The organism is Bartonella sp. AA126HLJHH (genome assembly GCF_042197425.1).
Classification (GTDB): Bacteria; Pseudomonadota; Alphaproteobacteria; order Rhizobiales; family Rhizobiaceae; genus Bartonella.
The window spans coordinates 109,870-124,157 of record NZ_JBHIRU010000005.1 but is presented as its reverse complement, the minus strand read 5'-3'; the positions used below and the strand labels follow the sequence as shown (position 1 = coordinate 124,157).

The 14,288-nt window shown below is 38.7% G+C and carries 12 protein-coding genes; all 12 read left to right on the top strand.

The features are described from left to right. Positions 1-2,772, top strand: a 2,772-nt coding sequence (locus ACFIQC_RS04295) for a Vomp family autotransporter (RefSeq protein WP_375706785.1), incomplete at its 5' end; no start/stop codon positions are given. Then, positions 2,769-3,374, top strand: a complete 606-nt coding sequence (locus ACFIQC_RS04290) for an invasion associated locus B family protein (protein WP_273790643.1) — start codon at positions 2,769-2,771, stop codon at positions 3,372-3,374. The genes ACFIQC_RS04295 and ACFIQC_RS04290, both read left to right, overlap by 4 nt. 909 nt (positions 3,375-4,283) lie before the next feature. Beyond that, entirely contained in the window at positions 4,284-5,594 is a 1,311-nt protein-coding gene (locus ACFIQC_RS04285; protein WP_375706784.1) for a Ppx/GppA phosphatase family protein, read from the top strand. 29 nt (positions 5,595-5,623) lie between these two features. Then, the gene (locus ACFIQC_RS04280) at positions 5,624-6,352 is read left to right on the top strand and encodes an RlmE family RNA methyltransferase (RefSeq protein WP_375706783.1); all 729 of its coding nucleotides are present in this window, start codon (positions 5,624-5,626) and stop codon (positions 6,350-6,352) included. 173 nt (positions 6,353-6,525) lie between these two features. After that, on the top strand, positions 6,526-7,551 hold the full coding sequence (obgE, locus tag ACFIQC_RS04275) for a GTPase ObgE (RefSeq protein ID WP_375706782.1): 1,026 nt from the start codon (positions 6,526-6,528) through the stop codon (positions 7,549-7,551). 1 nt (position 7,552) lies between these two features. Further along, positions 7,553-8,692 carry a glutamate 5-kinase gene (proB, locus tag ACFIQC_RS04270; protein WP_375629988.1) on the top strand — a complete coding sequence of 380 codons (1,140 nt, stop codon included), beginning with the start codon at positions 7,553-7,555 and terminating at the stop codon, positions 8,690-8,692. A 45-nt stretch (positions 8,693-8,737) separates the two neighbouring features. Further along, on the top strand, positions 8,738-9,994 hold the full coding sequence (locus ACFIQC_RS04265) for a glutamate-5-semialdehyde dehydrogenase (protein WP_375706781.1): 1,257 nt from the start codon (positions 8,738-8,740) through the stop codon (positions 9,992-9,994). Between the two features lie 29 nt (positions 9,995-10,023). Then, a complete protein-coding gene (locus ACFIQC_RS04260) occupies positions 10,024-10,617 on the top strand; it encodes a nicotinate-nucleotide adenylyltransferase (protein ID WP_375629990.1) in 594 nt (197 codons plus the stop codon). 111 nt (positions 10,618-10,728) lie between these two features. Next, positions 10,729-11,115: a ribosome silencing factor gene (gene rsfS, locus ACFIQC_RS04255; protein WP_375610572.1), complete on the top strand. Its 387-nt coding sequence runs from the start codon at positions 10,729-10,731 to the stop codon at positions 11,113-11,115. A gap of 1 nt (position 11,116) precedes the next feature. Beyond that, positions 11,117-11,599: a 23S rRNA (pseudouridine(1915)-N(3))-methyltransferase RlmH gene (rlmH, locus tag ACFIQC_RS04250; protein ID WP_375629991.1), complete on the top strand. Its 483-nt coding sequence runs from the start codon at positions 11,117-11,119 to the stop codon at positions 11,597-11,599. Positions 11,600-11,732: 133 nt separating this feature from the next. Next, on the top strand, positions 11,733-12,977 hold the full coding sequence (locus tag ACFIQC_RS04245; RefSeq protein ID WP_375630013.1) for a murein hydrolase activator EnvC family protein: 1,245 nt from the start codon (positions 11,733-11,735) through the stop codon (positions 12,975-12,977). Further along, positions 12,967-14,277 carry a S41 family peptidase gene (locus ACFIQC_RS04240; protein ID WP_375621160.1) on the top strand — a complete coding sequence of 437 codons (1,311 nt, stop codon included), beginning with the start codon at positions 12,967-12,969 and terminating at the stop codon, positions 14,275-14,277. The genes ACFIQC_RS04245 and ACFIQC_RS04240 overlap by 11 nt, the downstream gene beginning before the upstream one ends. The last annotated feature ends 11 nt before the right edge of the window (positions 14,278-14,288 follow it).

Sequence of the window (14,288 nt, the reverse complement as noted above, 5' to 3'; positions counted from 1 at the left end):
GCAACAAAGGATAATGAAGCTGTTAACAAAGGTCAGCTTGATAAAGGTTTGAAGGATCTTTCTACCAGCCTTCAGTCTGATGAATCGGCTGTTGTTCACTATGATAAACAAGGTGATGATAATAGCAGCACTAATTATGCGAGTGTGACTTTGGGTAAAGGTAAGGGTTCTACACCTGTAGGTTTGCATAATGTTGCCGAAGGTCAGATTAGTGAGAATTCGCATGATGCGGTTAATGGCGGTCAGATTTCTAAGGTTTCTCAGGATATTGCGAAATACTTAGGTGGAGGTACAAGCTTTAAAGATGGTACTTTCACGGATCCAACCTATAAATTATCCAGTGTTGATGCAAAAGGCGAGGTAGTAGAAAAATCCTATGGTGATGTTGGTTTAGCCATTGAAGGTATTGATACGAATTTCAAGAATGTGAATAACAACCTAACGAATAAGTTTAATGAACTTACTGAAAACATCACGAATATTACTCAGGAAGTTCAAGGCGATGCGCTGTTGTGGGATAAGGACGCAGAGGCGTTTGTAGCGACGCATGGGGACAATAAAGAGAACAGCAAGCTTACATCACTTGCAGCTGGCTCTATAGTATCAGGCTCGAGTGATGCGATTACGGGTGGACAGATTTATGATCTGCAAAAACAGTTTGCTGGCTATTTTGGTGGTGGTGCTGGTTATAATGAGAAAGGCGAATGGCAAGATCCGGATTTCCAAATTCAGACTTTCAGCAATGATGGTACGAAAGGTGATAAGAAGAGCAGTAATAATGTTGCAGGTGCGTTTAATGACATTAATGACAGCATGAGCACTATCAACGCTCGTATTAAGGAAGTTTCAGAAGGAGTTGCACAAGATTCTTTATCATGGAGCAAGGCTGAAGGTGCTTTTGTCGCCTTGCATGGAGAAAAAGATGGTGAGAAGACACACAGCAAAATCACATCACTTGCAAATGGTGATATTACTGCTAGCTCAAGCGATGCTGTAACAGGAAATCAGCTATATGCTCTAGGTAACAGTGTTGCGCAGTCTTTAGGTGGTGATGCTAGTTATGCAGGTGGCGCTTGGACGGCTCCAAGTTTCAAAGTTAAGATCGTTAATGAGGATGGTACTAAAGTTGAAGAGAAGAAGTATGATACTGTATCGGAAGCATTTGCTGGTGTAGGAACATCTTTTGAGAATCTTCAAAAAGAGTTTACTCAAAACAACACGGAGGTTACTGAAAATATTAAGCAGAATGCGTTGTTGTGGAGTGATTCTGAAAAGGCGTTTGTAGCAACACATGGAGAGGGTGATGAGAAAGGCAACAGTAAAATTAAGTTTCTTTCCAATGGAGAGGTTTCTGCAAGCTCAAGTGAAGCGGTCAATGGTTCTCAGCTTTTTGATACGAATAAGACTGTTGCAACTTATTTAGGTGGTGGCGCTGAATATAAGGAAGGTCAATGGAGTGCTCCAAGCTTCAAAGTTAAGATCGTCAAAGAAGATGGCAGTGCCGTTGAAGAGCAGAGCTATGATGATGTTGCGTCTGCCTTTGCTGGTGTTGGTGATTCATTCATGAATATTCATAAAGAGCTTCAGAATGAGATTAATAAAGTTGTAGGAGATAGTCTTGTTAAGCAGGATGATGCTACGAAGGTAATCAAGATAGGTGGTGAAAAAGAGGGTAGTGCAATCACAATTGCAAACATGAATGGTGATACACGTAGTCTCTCTGGCGTGAAAGCTGGAACACTTTCTGAAGGCTCGACGGAAGCCGTGAATGGTTCACAGCTTTATTCCTTGCATCAGACGCTAGCGATGTATTTAGGAGGAGGAGCTAGCTATGAAGGTGGCGAATGGAGGGCTCCGGAATTCAAGGTTGCGCAATTCAATTCTGATGGTAGTTCGTCAGAAAAGAAGATCTATCATGATGTAGCAGGAGCTTTTGATGGTGTCAGTGATGGTATGACGAGTATCAACGAGCGTATTCATGATGTTGAGAAGAATGTGGCGAGCAATGGTTTGAATTGGAATGAAGAAGAAGGCGCGTATGATGCGAAGCATGATGGTAAGTCGAGTAAGATTACGAATGTATTGGATGGTAAGATAGAAGAAGGCTCGCAAGAAGTTGTTAATGGTGGTCAGCTTTGGAGCACGAATGAGAGGGTAAAAGAGGTTGAAGACAAAGTAGATACGATAGATCAACATGTGAAAGATATTGAAGTAGCCGTAACAGATGGCGTTGTTAACTATGATAAAGATAGTGATGGGAAAAAGACCAATAGCATTACGTTAGTAGGAGGCAATGACAGCGAACCTGTTATGATAGACAATGTAGCGGCAGGCAAGATTGAAACAGGTTCTCAGCAAGCTGTTAATGGCGGTCAGTTGCATGATTATACTGAAGAGCAGATGAAGATAGTTCTTGAAGATGCCAATAAGTATACGGATGAGAAAGTTAGTGGTCTTGTCAATGATGGTGTAAACGAGTCGAAATCCTATACGGATATGAAGTTTGAGACATTGAATTATGCTATTCAGGATGTTCGGAAAGAAGCAAGACAAGCTGCTGCTATTGGTCTAGCGGTGTCCAACTTACGTTACTATGATATACCAGGATCTTTAAGTGTTTCATTTGGGAGTGGTTTATGGCGCAGTCAATCTGCACTTGCTATTGGTGCTGGTTATACATCTGAAGATGGAAATATTCGCTCGAATGTATCTGTGACAAGTGCTGGAGGTCATTGGGGAATAGGTGCTGGAATTACTCTGAGGTTGAGATGATAATAGAAAAAATGGCTGTTATTGTAAAAACGAGAAGTATGTTAGTAAAGGTTCTGCTGTTTGCTCTTGCCTTAATAGGCAAGAGCGAAAGCTTTGCCAACGAGAACAATAATATTTATACAGTGCATCCACCGCACTTATCGATACCTAAGGGAGAACCTGGCGAAACACGTCGAATTATTATGCAGTTTTATGATTGGACTTTGATTTGTGACGAAAAACAAAAGCTTAAACATAAGCAAGGTATATGTAATGTAACACAGACGGTTCATGATCAAGAAGGAAATACCATTTTTAGTTGGTCTCTTGTTTCTACGACAAGTGGTCAAGCAGTGATGCTTTTTCGAACATTGCCAAATTCTGATATAAATGTTCCGATTCAAATGTTTGTAAAAGATGTTAAAAAACCTGTTCTTATTAATTATACGCAATGTAATGAAACGGTTTGTTTGGCACAATCACCTGTAGGGCCGGTTTTGACTAAACAAATAGAGCAGAACAATAAGGTACGTATTTCCTATAAAACTAAAGAAGGTAAGGTATTTTCTTTTACTGTACCATTTAAAGGGTTAAATGCAGCACTTAATTCTTTCCGTCCTTAGAATCCATCGAGTATTTTTAACAAGAGTCATTTTTCCATAAATTGTTGTATTATATTTCTGAGTGTAAATTATAAGGTCAAATAAGTAAGAAGTTTTATATAATATGATATCGAGGTGATTTGTTGGAAAGAGTGAGAGTTTTATGAATATAAAGTCACAGTAAGTTCTTTATATTTAATAGAAAATCAAGTTAGTGTTTCCCGTAATGCTTAAAGAATGATTTCGTTAGTTATTAAAAGTAAAAAAGATGAGAAATACTCGATTTATTCCTTACAATAATGAGTAGACTAAATTCTTTTTTTAAGCTTCAAATGGATTTTTAAAGCGGTCTGATTATGCATTAATATTTTTCAGATAAATTTATAATTCTAGAGATTTTTTTGAATGATAGTTTTTATTGGTATTCACAAAATAACAGCTATTGTAATTGCATTTTGTGGTACTACAGAACTTTTATTCCAGCATAATCAAAGCCATTTCATTGCATATAACAGACGAAGCTCGTGTGTGGATAACGATATTAAAAAAATTTTTTCTTATAAACCGTACTAATGTATAGGTTGTTGTAACCTTAAGAGTCAGCAAATAGTATGATAGTGTAGGTTTGTTACAATAGAGGTGTGCTCCGTGTGAATGGTATCAAGAAAAGAGCATAATTTATAAAAATTGATGTGAACGTAAACGATTAATTTATAGTTTTAAGTTCATAAAGAGATGCATGATTTCACGGAAACAACCGAAAGATTATACAAAAATCTGAATGATGTTAGTGTAGAAAATTTTAATGATAGAAAAAGAAAGAATGATTTCTTGTATATATCATTTGATGCTGCATTATTGCTTTATTTAGGAATGAGCAGAAGAGTTTTCGCGTTTATTTATTGGGGGAACGCTCAAGGGATAAGGGACATGACCCCGTTAAATTATGGTTCAAAAGAGTTAAAGCGAGGAGAAATATACGATACCAAAGCAGATCAGTTGTATGATCAGTGCGGTAGTAATACAAATAATCTTTCTGCATTGTCACGAACAGAGGCATACTCTGTCCTTGTTGATATAAAGAGACAACAGAGAAAAAAACATTATGAACAGAAACAGGTTTTTGTTCAATCTGAGACAGCTTTTGAGTTTCATAATCAGATAATGATAGATACTCAAAAAACAAAAAAACTCAAAGCACCTTTTCTTCGACGGTTCCATCCAGTAAAATCTCCACCTCTTTATGCGGCACTTGATCTCGGAACAAATAATTGTCGTCTTCTTATCGCATCTCCCAGTAAACCTGGATATTTTCGTGTTGTTGATGCTTTTTCTCGTATTGTACGATTGGGAGAAGGTTTAATAAATAACGGTTTTCTTAATACACAAGCTATGGATCGTGCGATTGAAGCATTAAAGATTTGTCATTTAAAGCTAAAACAAAGGCATATTAAGCGTTATCGCTTGATTGCAACGGAAGCTTGTCGTTCTGCAGAAAATGGTAGACATTTTATTCAGCGTGTTTTGGAGGAGACAGGTCTTGAATTGGAAATTGTTGATCGGCAAACAGAAGCGCGTTTTGCTGTTACAGGGTGTAGTACACTTGTTGAACCAAATACTGACGCAATTGTGCTTTTTGATATTGGAGGAGGATCATCAGAAATTGTGCTACTGGATGTTTCTCAAAAGCGTTCTTTTCGTTTAGCTCGACAAATTATCGCTTGGACTTCTCTTCCTGTTGGTGTTGTTACGCTTGCTGAACGTTTTGGAGGGAATGATATTAGCTTAGACGATTTTGAAAAAATGAAAAGCTATGTGCGAGGGTTATTAAATAATTTTTCAGATCGTCATAAATTAGGAGAGTTAGCACAAGGTTCGAAGTTTCATCTTTTGGGAACCTCCGGTACGGTTACGACTTTAGCAGGAATGTATCTTAATTTAGAGCGTTATGATAGGAAAAAAGTGGATGGCATTTGGATGAAGGATGCAGACATTACACTTATGACACAACGCCTATTATCATGGGATATAGAAAAACGTGTCATAAGTCCTTTTATTGGACGCGAGAGAGCAGATTTAGTTTTAGCTGGTTGTGCAATTTTAGATGTTATTCGGGAAGTTTGGCCAAGTCAGCGTTTAAGAGTTGCTGATCGTGGATTAAGGGAAGGAATTTTGATAGAGCTGATGTTACGCGATGGAGTATGGTGTCGTCATAGAAAGAGCAGAGATTTCAAGCGTTAGAGAATTAAATATGGAGACAATGAATAACGATGAAAAAAACAACAAAAACACCAAGAGGTGGCTATGGAGGTTCAGGGTCACATGAATTATATCAGCGCGTAAAAAAGAAAGCAGGAACCATTAAAGCTTCATCACGACGATGGTTAGAGAGGCATCTGAATGATCCTTATGTCCATCAATCAAAAGTAGATGGTTATCGTTCGCGTGCGGCTTATAAACTCATTGAAATTAATGAGCGCTATAGGTTTTTGAAAAAAGGTCAAAAGGTTATTGATCTAGGAGCAGCACCTGGGGGTTGGTGTCAGGTGGTTGAGCGTATAGTAGGGTCAAGTGATGAGGATCCTAGCGTTGTTGGTATTGATTATTTACATGTTGATCCATTACCTAGAGTTGCCATGTTGGAAATGGATTTTTTGCATACAGATGCACCGCAGAAATTAATTGAAACTTTAGGGACAAAACCGGATGTGGTTCTTTCTGATATGGCAGCGCCAACAACAGGTCATCGTCAGACGGATCATTTAAGAACGATTTATTTATGTGAAGTTGCGGCTGATTTTGCTCTTTCGGTTCTCAAGCCTGGGGGATATTTTTTAGCAAAGGCTTTTCAAGGAGGAGCAGAAAACACTCTTCTTACGATACTAAAACAGCATTTTAAAAAAGTCTACCATGTTAAACCACCCGCAAGCCGATCAGAATCAGTAGAGCTTTATCTTCTAGCACTTGAATTTAAGGGAAAAACAAAAGTACAAGAATAGCACCTTCTTTTAAGAAGACTTAATTTTACTTAACCTATTTAAATGCGATGATTTTTTTCTCAAAGAGTTATCAGCGATAGTGACAGTTTTTCTGTTATCAATGATGAAAAACTGGTAAAATTAATGTATTGCCTATAGAGGTAGAGAGATTGATTCCTCAGTGAGTGTTTCCAATGAAATTTCTTGATCAAGCTAAAGTTTATATTCGTTCTGGTAATGGAGGTTCTGGAGCAGTATCATTTCGCCGTGAAAAATTCATAGAATTTGGGGGGCCTGATGGAGGGAATGGAGGACGGGGTGGTGATGTCTGGGCTCTTGTTGTTGATGGACTTAACACGCTGATTGATTATCGCTACCAACAGCATTTTAAAGCAAAAACAGGGGGACATGGCAAGGGGCGTAATATGACGGGTGAGAAGGGTGATGATGTCATCCTTAAAGTTCCGGTTGGGACTCAAATTTTTGAAGAAGATAATACAACGTTAATATGTGATTTAACGGAAGTGGGACAGCGCTATCGCCTTGCAAAAGGAGGGAATGGCGGTTTTGGCAATCTTCACTTTACAACATCGACAAATCGGGCACCGCGTCGTGCAAATCCAGGTTTGTCTGGAGAAGAGCGTGCAATATGGCTTCGTTTGAAGTTAATTGCTGATGCGGGGCTTGTTGGTTTACCCAATGCTGGAAAATCAACTTTTTTAGCTTCTGTAACGGCTGCAAAACCAAAAGTTGCAGATTATCCTTTTACCACTCTACATCCTCATCTTGGTGTTGTACGTATTGATGGTCGTGAATTTGTTTTGGCTGATATTCCAGGATTAATTGAAGGAGCGCATGACGGTGTGGGAATTGGAGATCGTTTTTTAGGACATGTGGAACGTTGTCGCGTACTGCTTCATCTAATTTCTTCTCAAGAAGAAGATGTAGCAAAAGCATATCAAATTGTGCGTCATGAACTTGAGGCATATGGAAATAATCTAAGTGATAAAACTGAAATTGTTGCTTTAAGCCAGATAGATACTCTGACAATTGAAGAGCGTGAAGCTAAACGGGAAGCTTTGCAAAGAGCAGCGGATCAACCAGTTATGATGTTTTCTGCGGTTAGCCGCGAAGGTTTAGAAAATGTGCTGCGTGCTGGTGCACATATTATTGAAATGTCACGCAAAGAGGAGATCAGTGGGGATAGCAAGGTTGATTGAGATGGCTGTTGGATCGCAAAAACTTACACACTATAAACGTATTGTGGTCAAGATTGGATCTGCCCTTTTGGTTGATCCTCAGGCAGGTTTACGGGTTGAATGGCTTAAAAGCTTGATCAATGATGTTGTTGAATTACACAAAAAAGGCGTAGAGATATTATTGGTGTCTTCAGGTGCTATTGCTTTAGGAAGGACATTACTACAGCTTCCTAAGGGGGCTTTGAAATTGGAAGAAAGCCAGGCATGTGCTGCTTTGGGGCAAATTGAGTTAGCAAAAACCTATGGTGATGCGCTTGCTCAACATGGGCTCAAAACAGGCCAAATTTTGCTCACTTTATTTGATACGGAGGAGCGAAGGCGTTATCTCAATGCACGTGCAACGATTGAGACGCTTTTATATTTGGGAGCTGTGCCTGTTATTAATGAGAATGATACTGTTGCAACAACTGAAATTCGTTATGGTGATAATGATCGTTTAGCTGCACGTGTGGCAACAATGGTGAGGGCAGATCTTTTAATACTTTTATCCGATATTGATGGTCTTTATACAAAGTCTCCCCATAGTGATCCTACGGCTGAATTTATACCTTTTGTTGCATCCATTACGCATGATATCGAAAAAATGGCAGATGTTGCTGCTTCAGAGTTTTCACGGGGAGGAATGAAGACTAAGCTTGAAGCCGGAAAAATAGCTAATGCTGCTGGAACGGCGATGATTATCACCTCAGGCAAGCGTATGAATCCTCTTGCTGCAATTGACAAAGGTGAACGCAAGAGTTTTTTTGCGGCAAGTAAGAAATCTGTCAATGCTTGGAAAACATGGATTTCTGGTCATTTAGATCCATCTGGTGTTTTGACGATTGATCAAGGAGCCATTAGGGCTCTTGAATCAGGAAAATCATTATTAGCTGCAGGGGTTATTGGCGTTGAGGGAAGTTTCCAGCGTGGGGATACGGTTGCAATTGTTGGTACAGATGGAGTTGAGATTGCGCGTGGACTTGTAAGCTATGACAAAGATGAGGCTGTACGCATTATAGGACATAAAAGTGAAGAAATCGAAGCTATTCTTGGGTATGAGGCGCGCTCTGCTATGGTGCATCGTAATGATATGATTGTACGTTTCTTGATCAATTCTGTTTAAAAAAGTTACTTTTGTTTTTATTGTTTTGGCAGAGTGGATGTTACGATGACTTTAGAAGAAAAAATGAAAGATATGGGACAAAAAGCACGCTATGCCGCTGCAGCATTGGCTGTTGCTTCTTCTGAGCAAAAGAACAATGCATTAGAAATGATCGCTTTAAGTTTAGAGGCTCAGTCAGATGAAATTTTACGGGCGAATTGTCAAGATTTAGAGAATGCTGCTCAGAATAATTTGAAAGCTGCAATGATTGATCGGCTAAAATTAGATGATTTGCGTTTACGTGCAATGATAGACAGTGTTCGCCAAGTTGCTCGTTTATCTGATCCTGTTGGGCAAGTGATGGATGAATGGACGCGTCCAAATGGGCTTCATATAAGTCGTGTACGAACACCTCTTGGTGTGATTGGCATTATTTATGAAAGTCGTCCAAATGTTACAGTTGATGCGAGTGCTTTGTGCTTAAAAGCTGGCAATGCTGCGATTTTGCGCGGTGGTTCGGATAGCTTTCATTCTTCTCATGCTCTTCATTTAGCTTTGGTACAAGGTTTAGAGCGCTCTGGTTTACCTAAAGATGCCATCCAAATGGTTGGAACGACAGATCGTGCTGCCGTTGGGGAAATGCTCAAAGGATTGGATGGAGCGATTGATGTGATCGTACCACGTGGTGGAAAGAGCCTTGTTGCCTGCGTTCAGTCTGATGCACGTGTTCCAATTTTTGCTCATTTGGAGGGACTTTGTCATATTTATATTGATAAATCGGCAGATTTAGATATGGCACGCAATATTGTTTTAAATGCAAAGCTGCGGCGAACAGGGATATGCGGTGCTGTTGAGACAGTTCTCATTGACGGCCAAGCATTAAAAAAATTTCTTCCTGTTTTAACTGCTTTACAGGAAAAGGGGTGTGAAATTCGTGCCACAGAAGATATTGTTTTTCTTATGCCAGATGTCAAATTAGCTTCTGAAGAAGATTGGTCGCATGAATATCTTGATGCTATTCTTTCTGTTAAAACGGTTGAGGGTGTTGAGGGAGCCATTTCTCATATCAAGCGTTATTCATCAGGACATACGGAATCGATTATTGCTGAGGATTTAGAAGTGGTGAAGAATTTTTTTAATCATTTAGATTCAGCTATTTTATTACACAATGCATCTACACAATTTGCTGATGGAGGTGAATTTGGTTTTGGAATGGAAATTGGTATCGCAACAGGAAAAATGCATGCACGTGGTCCCATAGGTGTTGAACAGCTAACATCATTTCAATATCACGTTAAAGGAAATGGTCAGGTTAGAGCTTGAGAACACCATTTTTTCCATGGAAAAATTGTATGCCACATGTTGAAAGATCTAATGTTGTGGGTCTTTTTGGTGGTTCCTTTAATCCACCGCATGCGGGGCATCTTCTTGTTGCAAAAATTGCCATTCGGCGTTTGCATCTTGATCAGTTATGGTGGATGATCACTCCAGGAAATCCTTTAAAGGATTGTACACATTTGCTCTCTTTAGAGGAGAGAATGCAATTAAGTTTTAAACTTATTGACCATCCAAAAATTCGCTTAACAGGTTTTGAACAGGCTATAGGGAGCAAAGTATCAGTAGATACGATTTTTCATATTCTTACCCATTACAGTGGCGTAAATTTTGTATGGATTATGGGGGCAGATAGTTTTGCGACGATACATCATTGGTATCGATGGCATGATATCGTCTCTATGCTTCCTATTGCGATTATTGATCGTCCTTTAGGCAATTGGTCAGCACTTTCCTCTCCTATGGCACATATTTATCGCCGTTTTCGTTTGGATGAGAGAGAAAGTAAGCGATTACCTTTTATCAAGCCACCAGTTTGGACTTATTTGCATGGACCTTTATCTTTTCAATCTTCAACAAACCTTCGTTTGAAGAAGAATGATTTTTCTTGAACATTTCATAAGATTCTGCTTCTCTTTAGAGAAGTCTCTTTTTTAGATTCCACAACGATAAGAAAGGATATTGATCTGAAAAACATTGCACACAAACACTCTTACGATATTATGCCTTCAAAAGAAAAAAAAGTTTTTTCTGTTAGTGAGAGTCTTGAAGTTATTCTCAAGAGTTTAGAAGATACAAAAGCAGAAGATATTGTTGCTATTGATATTCGAGGGAAGTCATCTTTGGCTGATTATATGGTCATAGCTTCAGCAAATTCGCAGCGTCATGTATCGTCTGTTGCTGATCATTTATTACATACTTGGAAAGATAGTGGGCAGGGGCTTGCGCGTGTAGAAGGGCTTGCTGGAGGTGACTGGGTATTGATTGATACAGGTGATATTATCATTCATCTTTTTCGTCCAGAAATTCGTCTTTTTTATAATTTAGAAAAAATATGGATGACGCCGGATTTAAACGATACGGCTTTGCTTCTCTTCGGAGATCATTAAAATGCAAATTTCTATTTTTGCGGTTGGTCGTATGAAAAGTGGGGCGGAGCAAAAATTAGTTCAGCATTATTTGGATCGTTTTTCTAAAATTTCTGGAGATGTAGGCTTTCATTTAAAAAAGTTACAAGAGATACCAGAAAGTCGTGCTCAAACAGTTTATCAACGTATGGAGGAAGAGGGGAGAAAACTTATTGAATTTTTACCTGAAAAATGTCGATTAATTGTGTTAGATGAGCGTGGAGAATCGATTTCGTCAATTTCTTTTTCTGAAAAATTGAGGCGTTATCGTGATGAGGGCATTCGAGATGTCGTCATTGCTTTGGGAGGACCTGATGGGCATAATGAACAAATAAGGAAGCGTGCTGATTTTCTTTTATCTTTTGGTTTGATGACGTGGCCACATCAAATTGCACGTATTCTTCTTACAGAACAACTTTACCGCGCTGTAACAATTGAAAATCATCATCCGTATCATCGTTTTTAATATTTTTGTTCAATTTTTAGCACTTATTTATATGTTTATTAATATTGTTTTAGCTGACACCATTTAAAGCATCTCTAATGTATACGATGAGGTGTCATGGTTTTTGCAAATGAAAAAGCTTCTTCATAGAAAGATGCTATATTTATATGAGGAGTGCGTCATATTTGTCATTCTGCTCTTGAGTATATTTTTTTGCTTTTCTGTATCGCATGCGGAAGATACAATGAGGAGTACGGAAGTCCATAAAGAATTAGGAGAAATTCGCCAAAATATTTCACTTTCGCGTGAGCGTGTTGCTTTTCTTATGCATCAAGTTGAGCATTTAAAAAAAGATCAACGTGTTTTGAGTGATGCACTCATAAAGGCGGCTAAAGAAGAACGTATAGTAGCAGATGATATTGCTAAAAGGGAAGAAAAGCTTAAAAAAATGATAGAAAAGCGGGTACAAGTCTATCAAAGTTTAAAAAATCGTCGTGCTGAATTTGCGGAAGTTCTTGCACTTTTGGAGCGTATGGGATTGAATCCGCCTCCTGCTCTTATGATACAGCCAGAGGACGCGTTGGCTTCTATACGTAGTTCTGTTTTATTAGGTACTGTTATTCCTCAGATGCAAGAGAAAACGCGAGATTTAACAGAAAAACTCAAGGAGTTGACCAATTTGAGTAATTCCATTACTACGGAATATAAGGCATTAAAGACAAAACTGCAAAATCAAGCAGAGCAGCGAAAACGTCTAGAGCTTTTATTAGACCAAAAAAACAAACTACAAAAAAAATCAGAAAAAGAACTTACAGAACAGCAACAAAAAAATATTGCTCTTGCTAAAAAAGCGCAGTCTTTGGAAGAATTGATTTTAGAGCTCGACCGCCAGTCAAAATTTAGCTCTGATGCATCAGTACAGGTACGGAAAAGTTTGCAATTGTTAGAACAGTCCAATTTTGAAAGCCGAAAAGGTTCTTTACTTTTTCCTGTTTCAGGAAAAAGAATACGTCATTCTAATAAAAGTTCGCAGATTACGCGCTTTGGTGAAACGATAGAAACAGAGTCAGGAGCTGTTGTTATATCACCTGTAGATGCTTTTGTTGCTTTTGCTGGGCCATTTCGTTCTTACGGACATTTAATCATTCTCAATGTTGGAAATGGTTATCATATCATTCTTACTGGAATGTCGAGAATTAATGTAAAACAGGGGCAGTTTGTTCTTTCAGGTGAGCCTCTGGGTATAATGGAAATGCAATTTATTTCAAACAGTGTTGCATTGGATATAGGAAAAACTTCTCCAATGCTTTACATTGAGTTTAGAAAGCAGGGGAAACCTGTAAATCCAACTCCTTGGTGGCAGACTGAAAAAATAAGAAGGAGCCAAAATGATTCGTAAAGTTATTCTTTTGGTCGCTGGGGTATTGCTCGGCGCCTGTTCAATGATTATGGTGCAGTCTGTTGCTGCGAATAATGAAGATAATGCATATAAAAAGCTAGCTATATTTGGCGATGTTTTTGAGCGTGTACGTATGCAATACGTTACAGTTCCAGATGATAAAAAGCTTATTGAAAACGCTATCAATGGCATGCTCACATCACTGGACCCTCATTCATCTTATTTGAATGCTGAAGAAGCCAAGGATATGCGGGATTCTACGAAAGGAGAGTTCGGAGGTCTTGGTATTGAGGTCACTATGGAAAAAAACTTAATTAAAGTTGTTTCACCAATGGATGATACTCCCGCTTCAAAAGCAGGTATTCTAGCAGGAGACCTTATTTCAAAAATTGATGATGTACAAACGAATGGTCAAACATTGAATGAAGCTGTTAATAAGATGCGAGGTGCTCCTGGAACACCAATTACCTTAACAATTATTCGTTCTGGCGTTGATAAGCCATTTGAAGTGAAGATTGTTCGTGATATTATCAAAGTAAAAGCGGTGAAATATCGGGTTGAGGGTGATATTGGATATTTAAGAGTTATCCAGTTTTCTGAACAGACATTAAATAATCTTCTAGCGGCAATTAAAGATATCCAATCTAAAATTCCTGAAGATAAGCTAAAAGGTTACGTCCTTGATTTGCGGCTTAATCCGGGTGGGCTTTTAGATCAAGCTGTTAATGTTTCGAGTGCTTTTCTCAATAAGGGTGAAATTGTGTCGACTCGTGGGCGCAAAAAGAGTGATGTGACAAGATTTGATGCGAAGCCAGGTGATGTCATCAATGGAAAACCGCTCATTGTTCTTATTAATGGTGGTTCAGCAAGTGCTTCTGAAATTGTTGCGGGTGCATTGCAAGATCATCGTCGTGCAACAATTTTAGGGACGCAGTCTTTTGGTAAAGGATCTGTTCAAACAATTATTCCTTTGGGTGAAAATGGGGCTTTACGCTTAACAACAGCACTTTATTACACGCCATCAGGCACTTCTATTCAAGGAACAGGGATTACGCCTGATATTATTGTAGAGCAACCACTCCCTGAAAAATATAAAGGTTATGATGTAAAAGTTGGTGAGTCTGCATTAAAAGGACATATCAAAGGAAAAAGAGAAAGTAATAAAGGATCTGGTTCAGCTGCTTTTGTTCCCAAAGACCCTAAAGATGATATTCAATTGAATGAGGCCTATAAACTGTTACGAGGTGAAATGTCAAATGCAGCATTTCCACCAGATCCCAATAAGGATGTATTAAAGTGAGAATTGATATC

What these genes read in the sequence shown, in the direction of transcription:
- ACFIQC_RS04280 (WP_375706783.1), top strand. Translation starts at nt 5,624, where the DNA reads ATGAAAAAAACAACAAAAACACCAAGAGGTGGCTATGGAGGTTCAGGG.
- ACFIQC_RS04285 (WP_375706784.1), top strand. Translation starts at nt 4,284, where the DNA reads ATGACCCCGTTAAATTATGGTTCAAAAGAGTTAAAGCGAGGAGAAATA.
- rlmH (WP_375629991.1), top strand. Translation starts at nt 11,117, where the DNA reads ATGCAAATTTCTATTTTTGCGGTTGGTCGTATGAAAAGTGGGGCGGAG.
- ACFIQC_RS04265 (WP_375706781.1), top strand. Translation starts at nt 8,738, where the DNA reads ATGACTTTAGAAGAAAAAATGAAAGATATGGGACAAAAAGCACGCTAT.
- ACFIQC_RS04260 (WP_375629990.1), top strand. Translation starts at nt 10,024, where the DNA reads ATGCCACATGTTGAAAGATCTAATGTTGTGGGTCTTTTTGGTGGTTCC.
- ACFIQC_RS04290 (WP_273790643.1), top strand. Translation starts at nt 2,769, where the DNA reads ATGATAATAGAAAAAATGGCTGTTATTGTAAAAACGAGAAGTATGTTA.
- proB (WP_375629988.1), top strand. Translation starts at nt 7,553, where the DNA reads ATGGCTGTTGGATCGCAAAAACTTACACACTATAAACGTATTGTGGTC.
- rsfS (WP_375610572.1), top strand. Translation starts at nt 10,729, where the DNA reads ATGCCTTCAAAAGAAAAAAAAGTTTTTTCTGTTAGTGAGAGTCTTGAA.
- obgE (WP_375706782.1), top strand. Translation starts at nt 6,526, where the DNA reads ATGAAATTTCTTGATCAAGCTAAAGTTTATATTCGTTCTGGTAATGGA.
- ACFIQC_RS04240 (WP_375621160.1), top strand. Translation starts at nt 12,967, where the DNA reads ATGATTCGTAAAGTTATTCTTTTGGTCGCTGGGGTATTGCTCGGCGCC.
- ACFIQC_RS04245 (WP_375630013.1), top strand. Translation starts at nt 11,733, where the DNA reads ATGCTATATTTATATGAGGAGTGCGTCATATTTGTCATTCTGCTCTTG.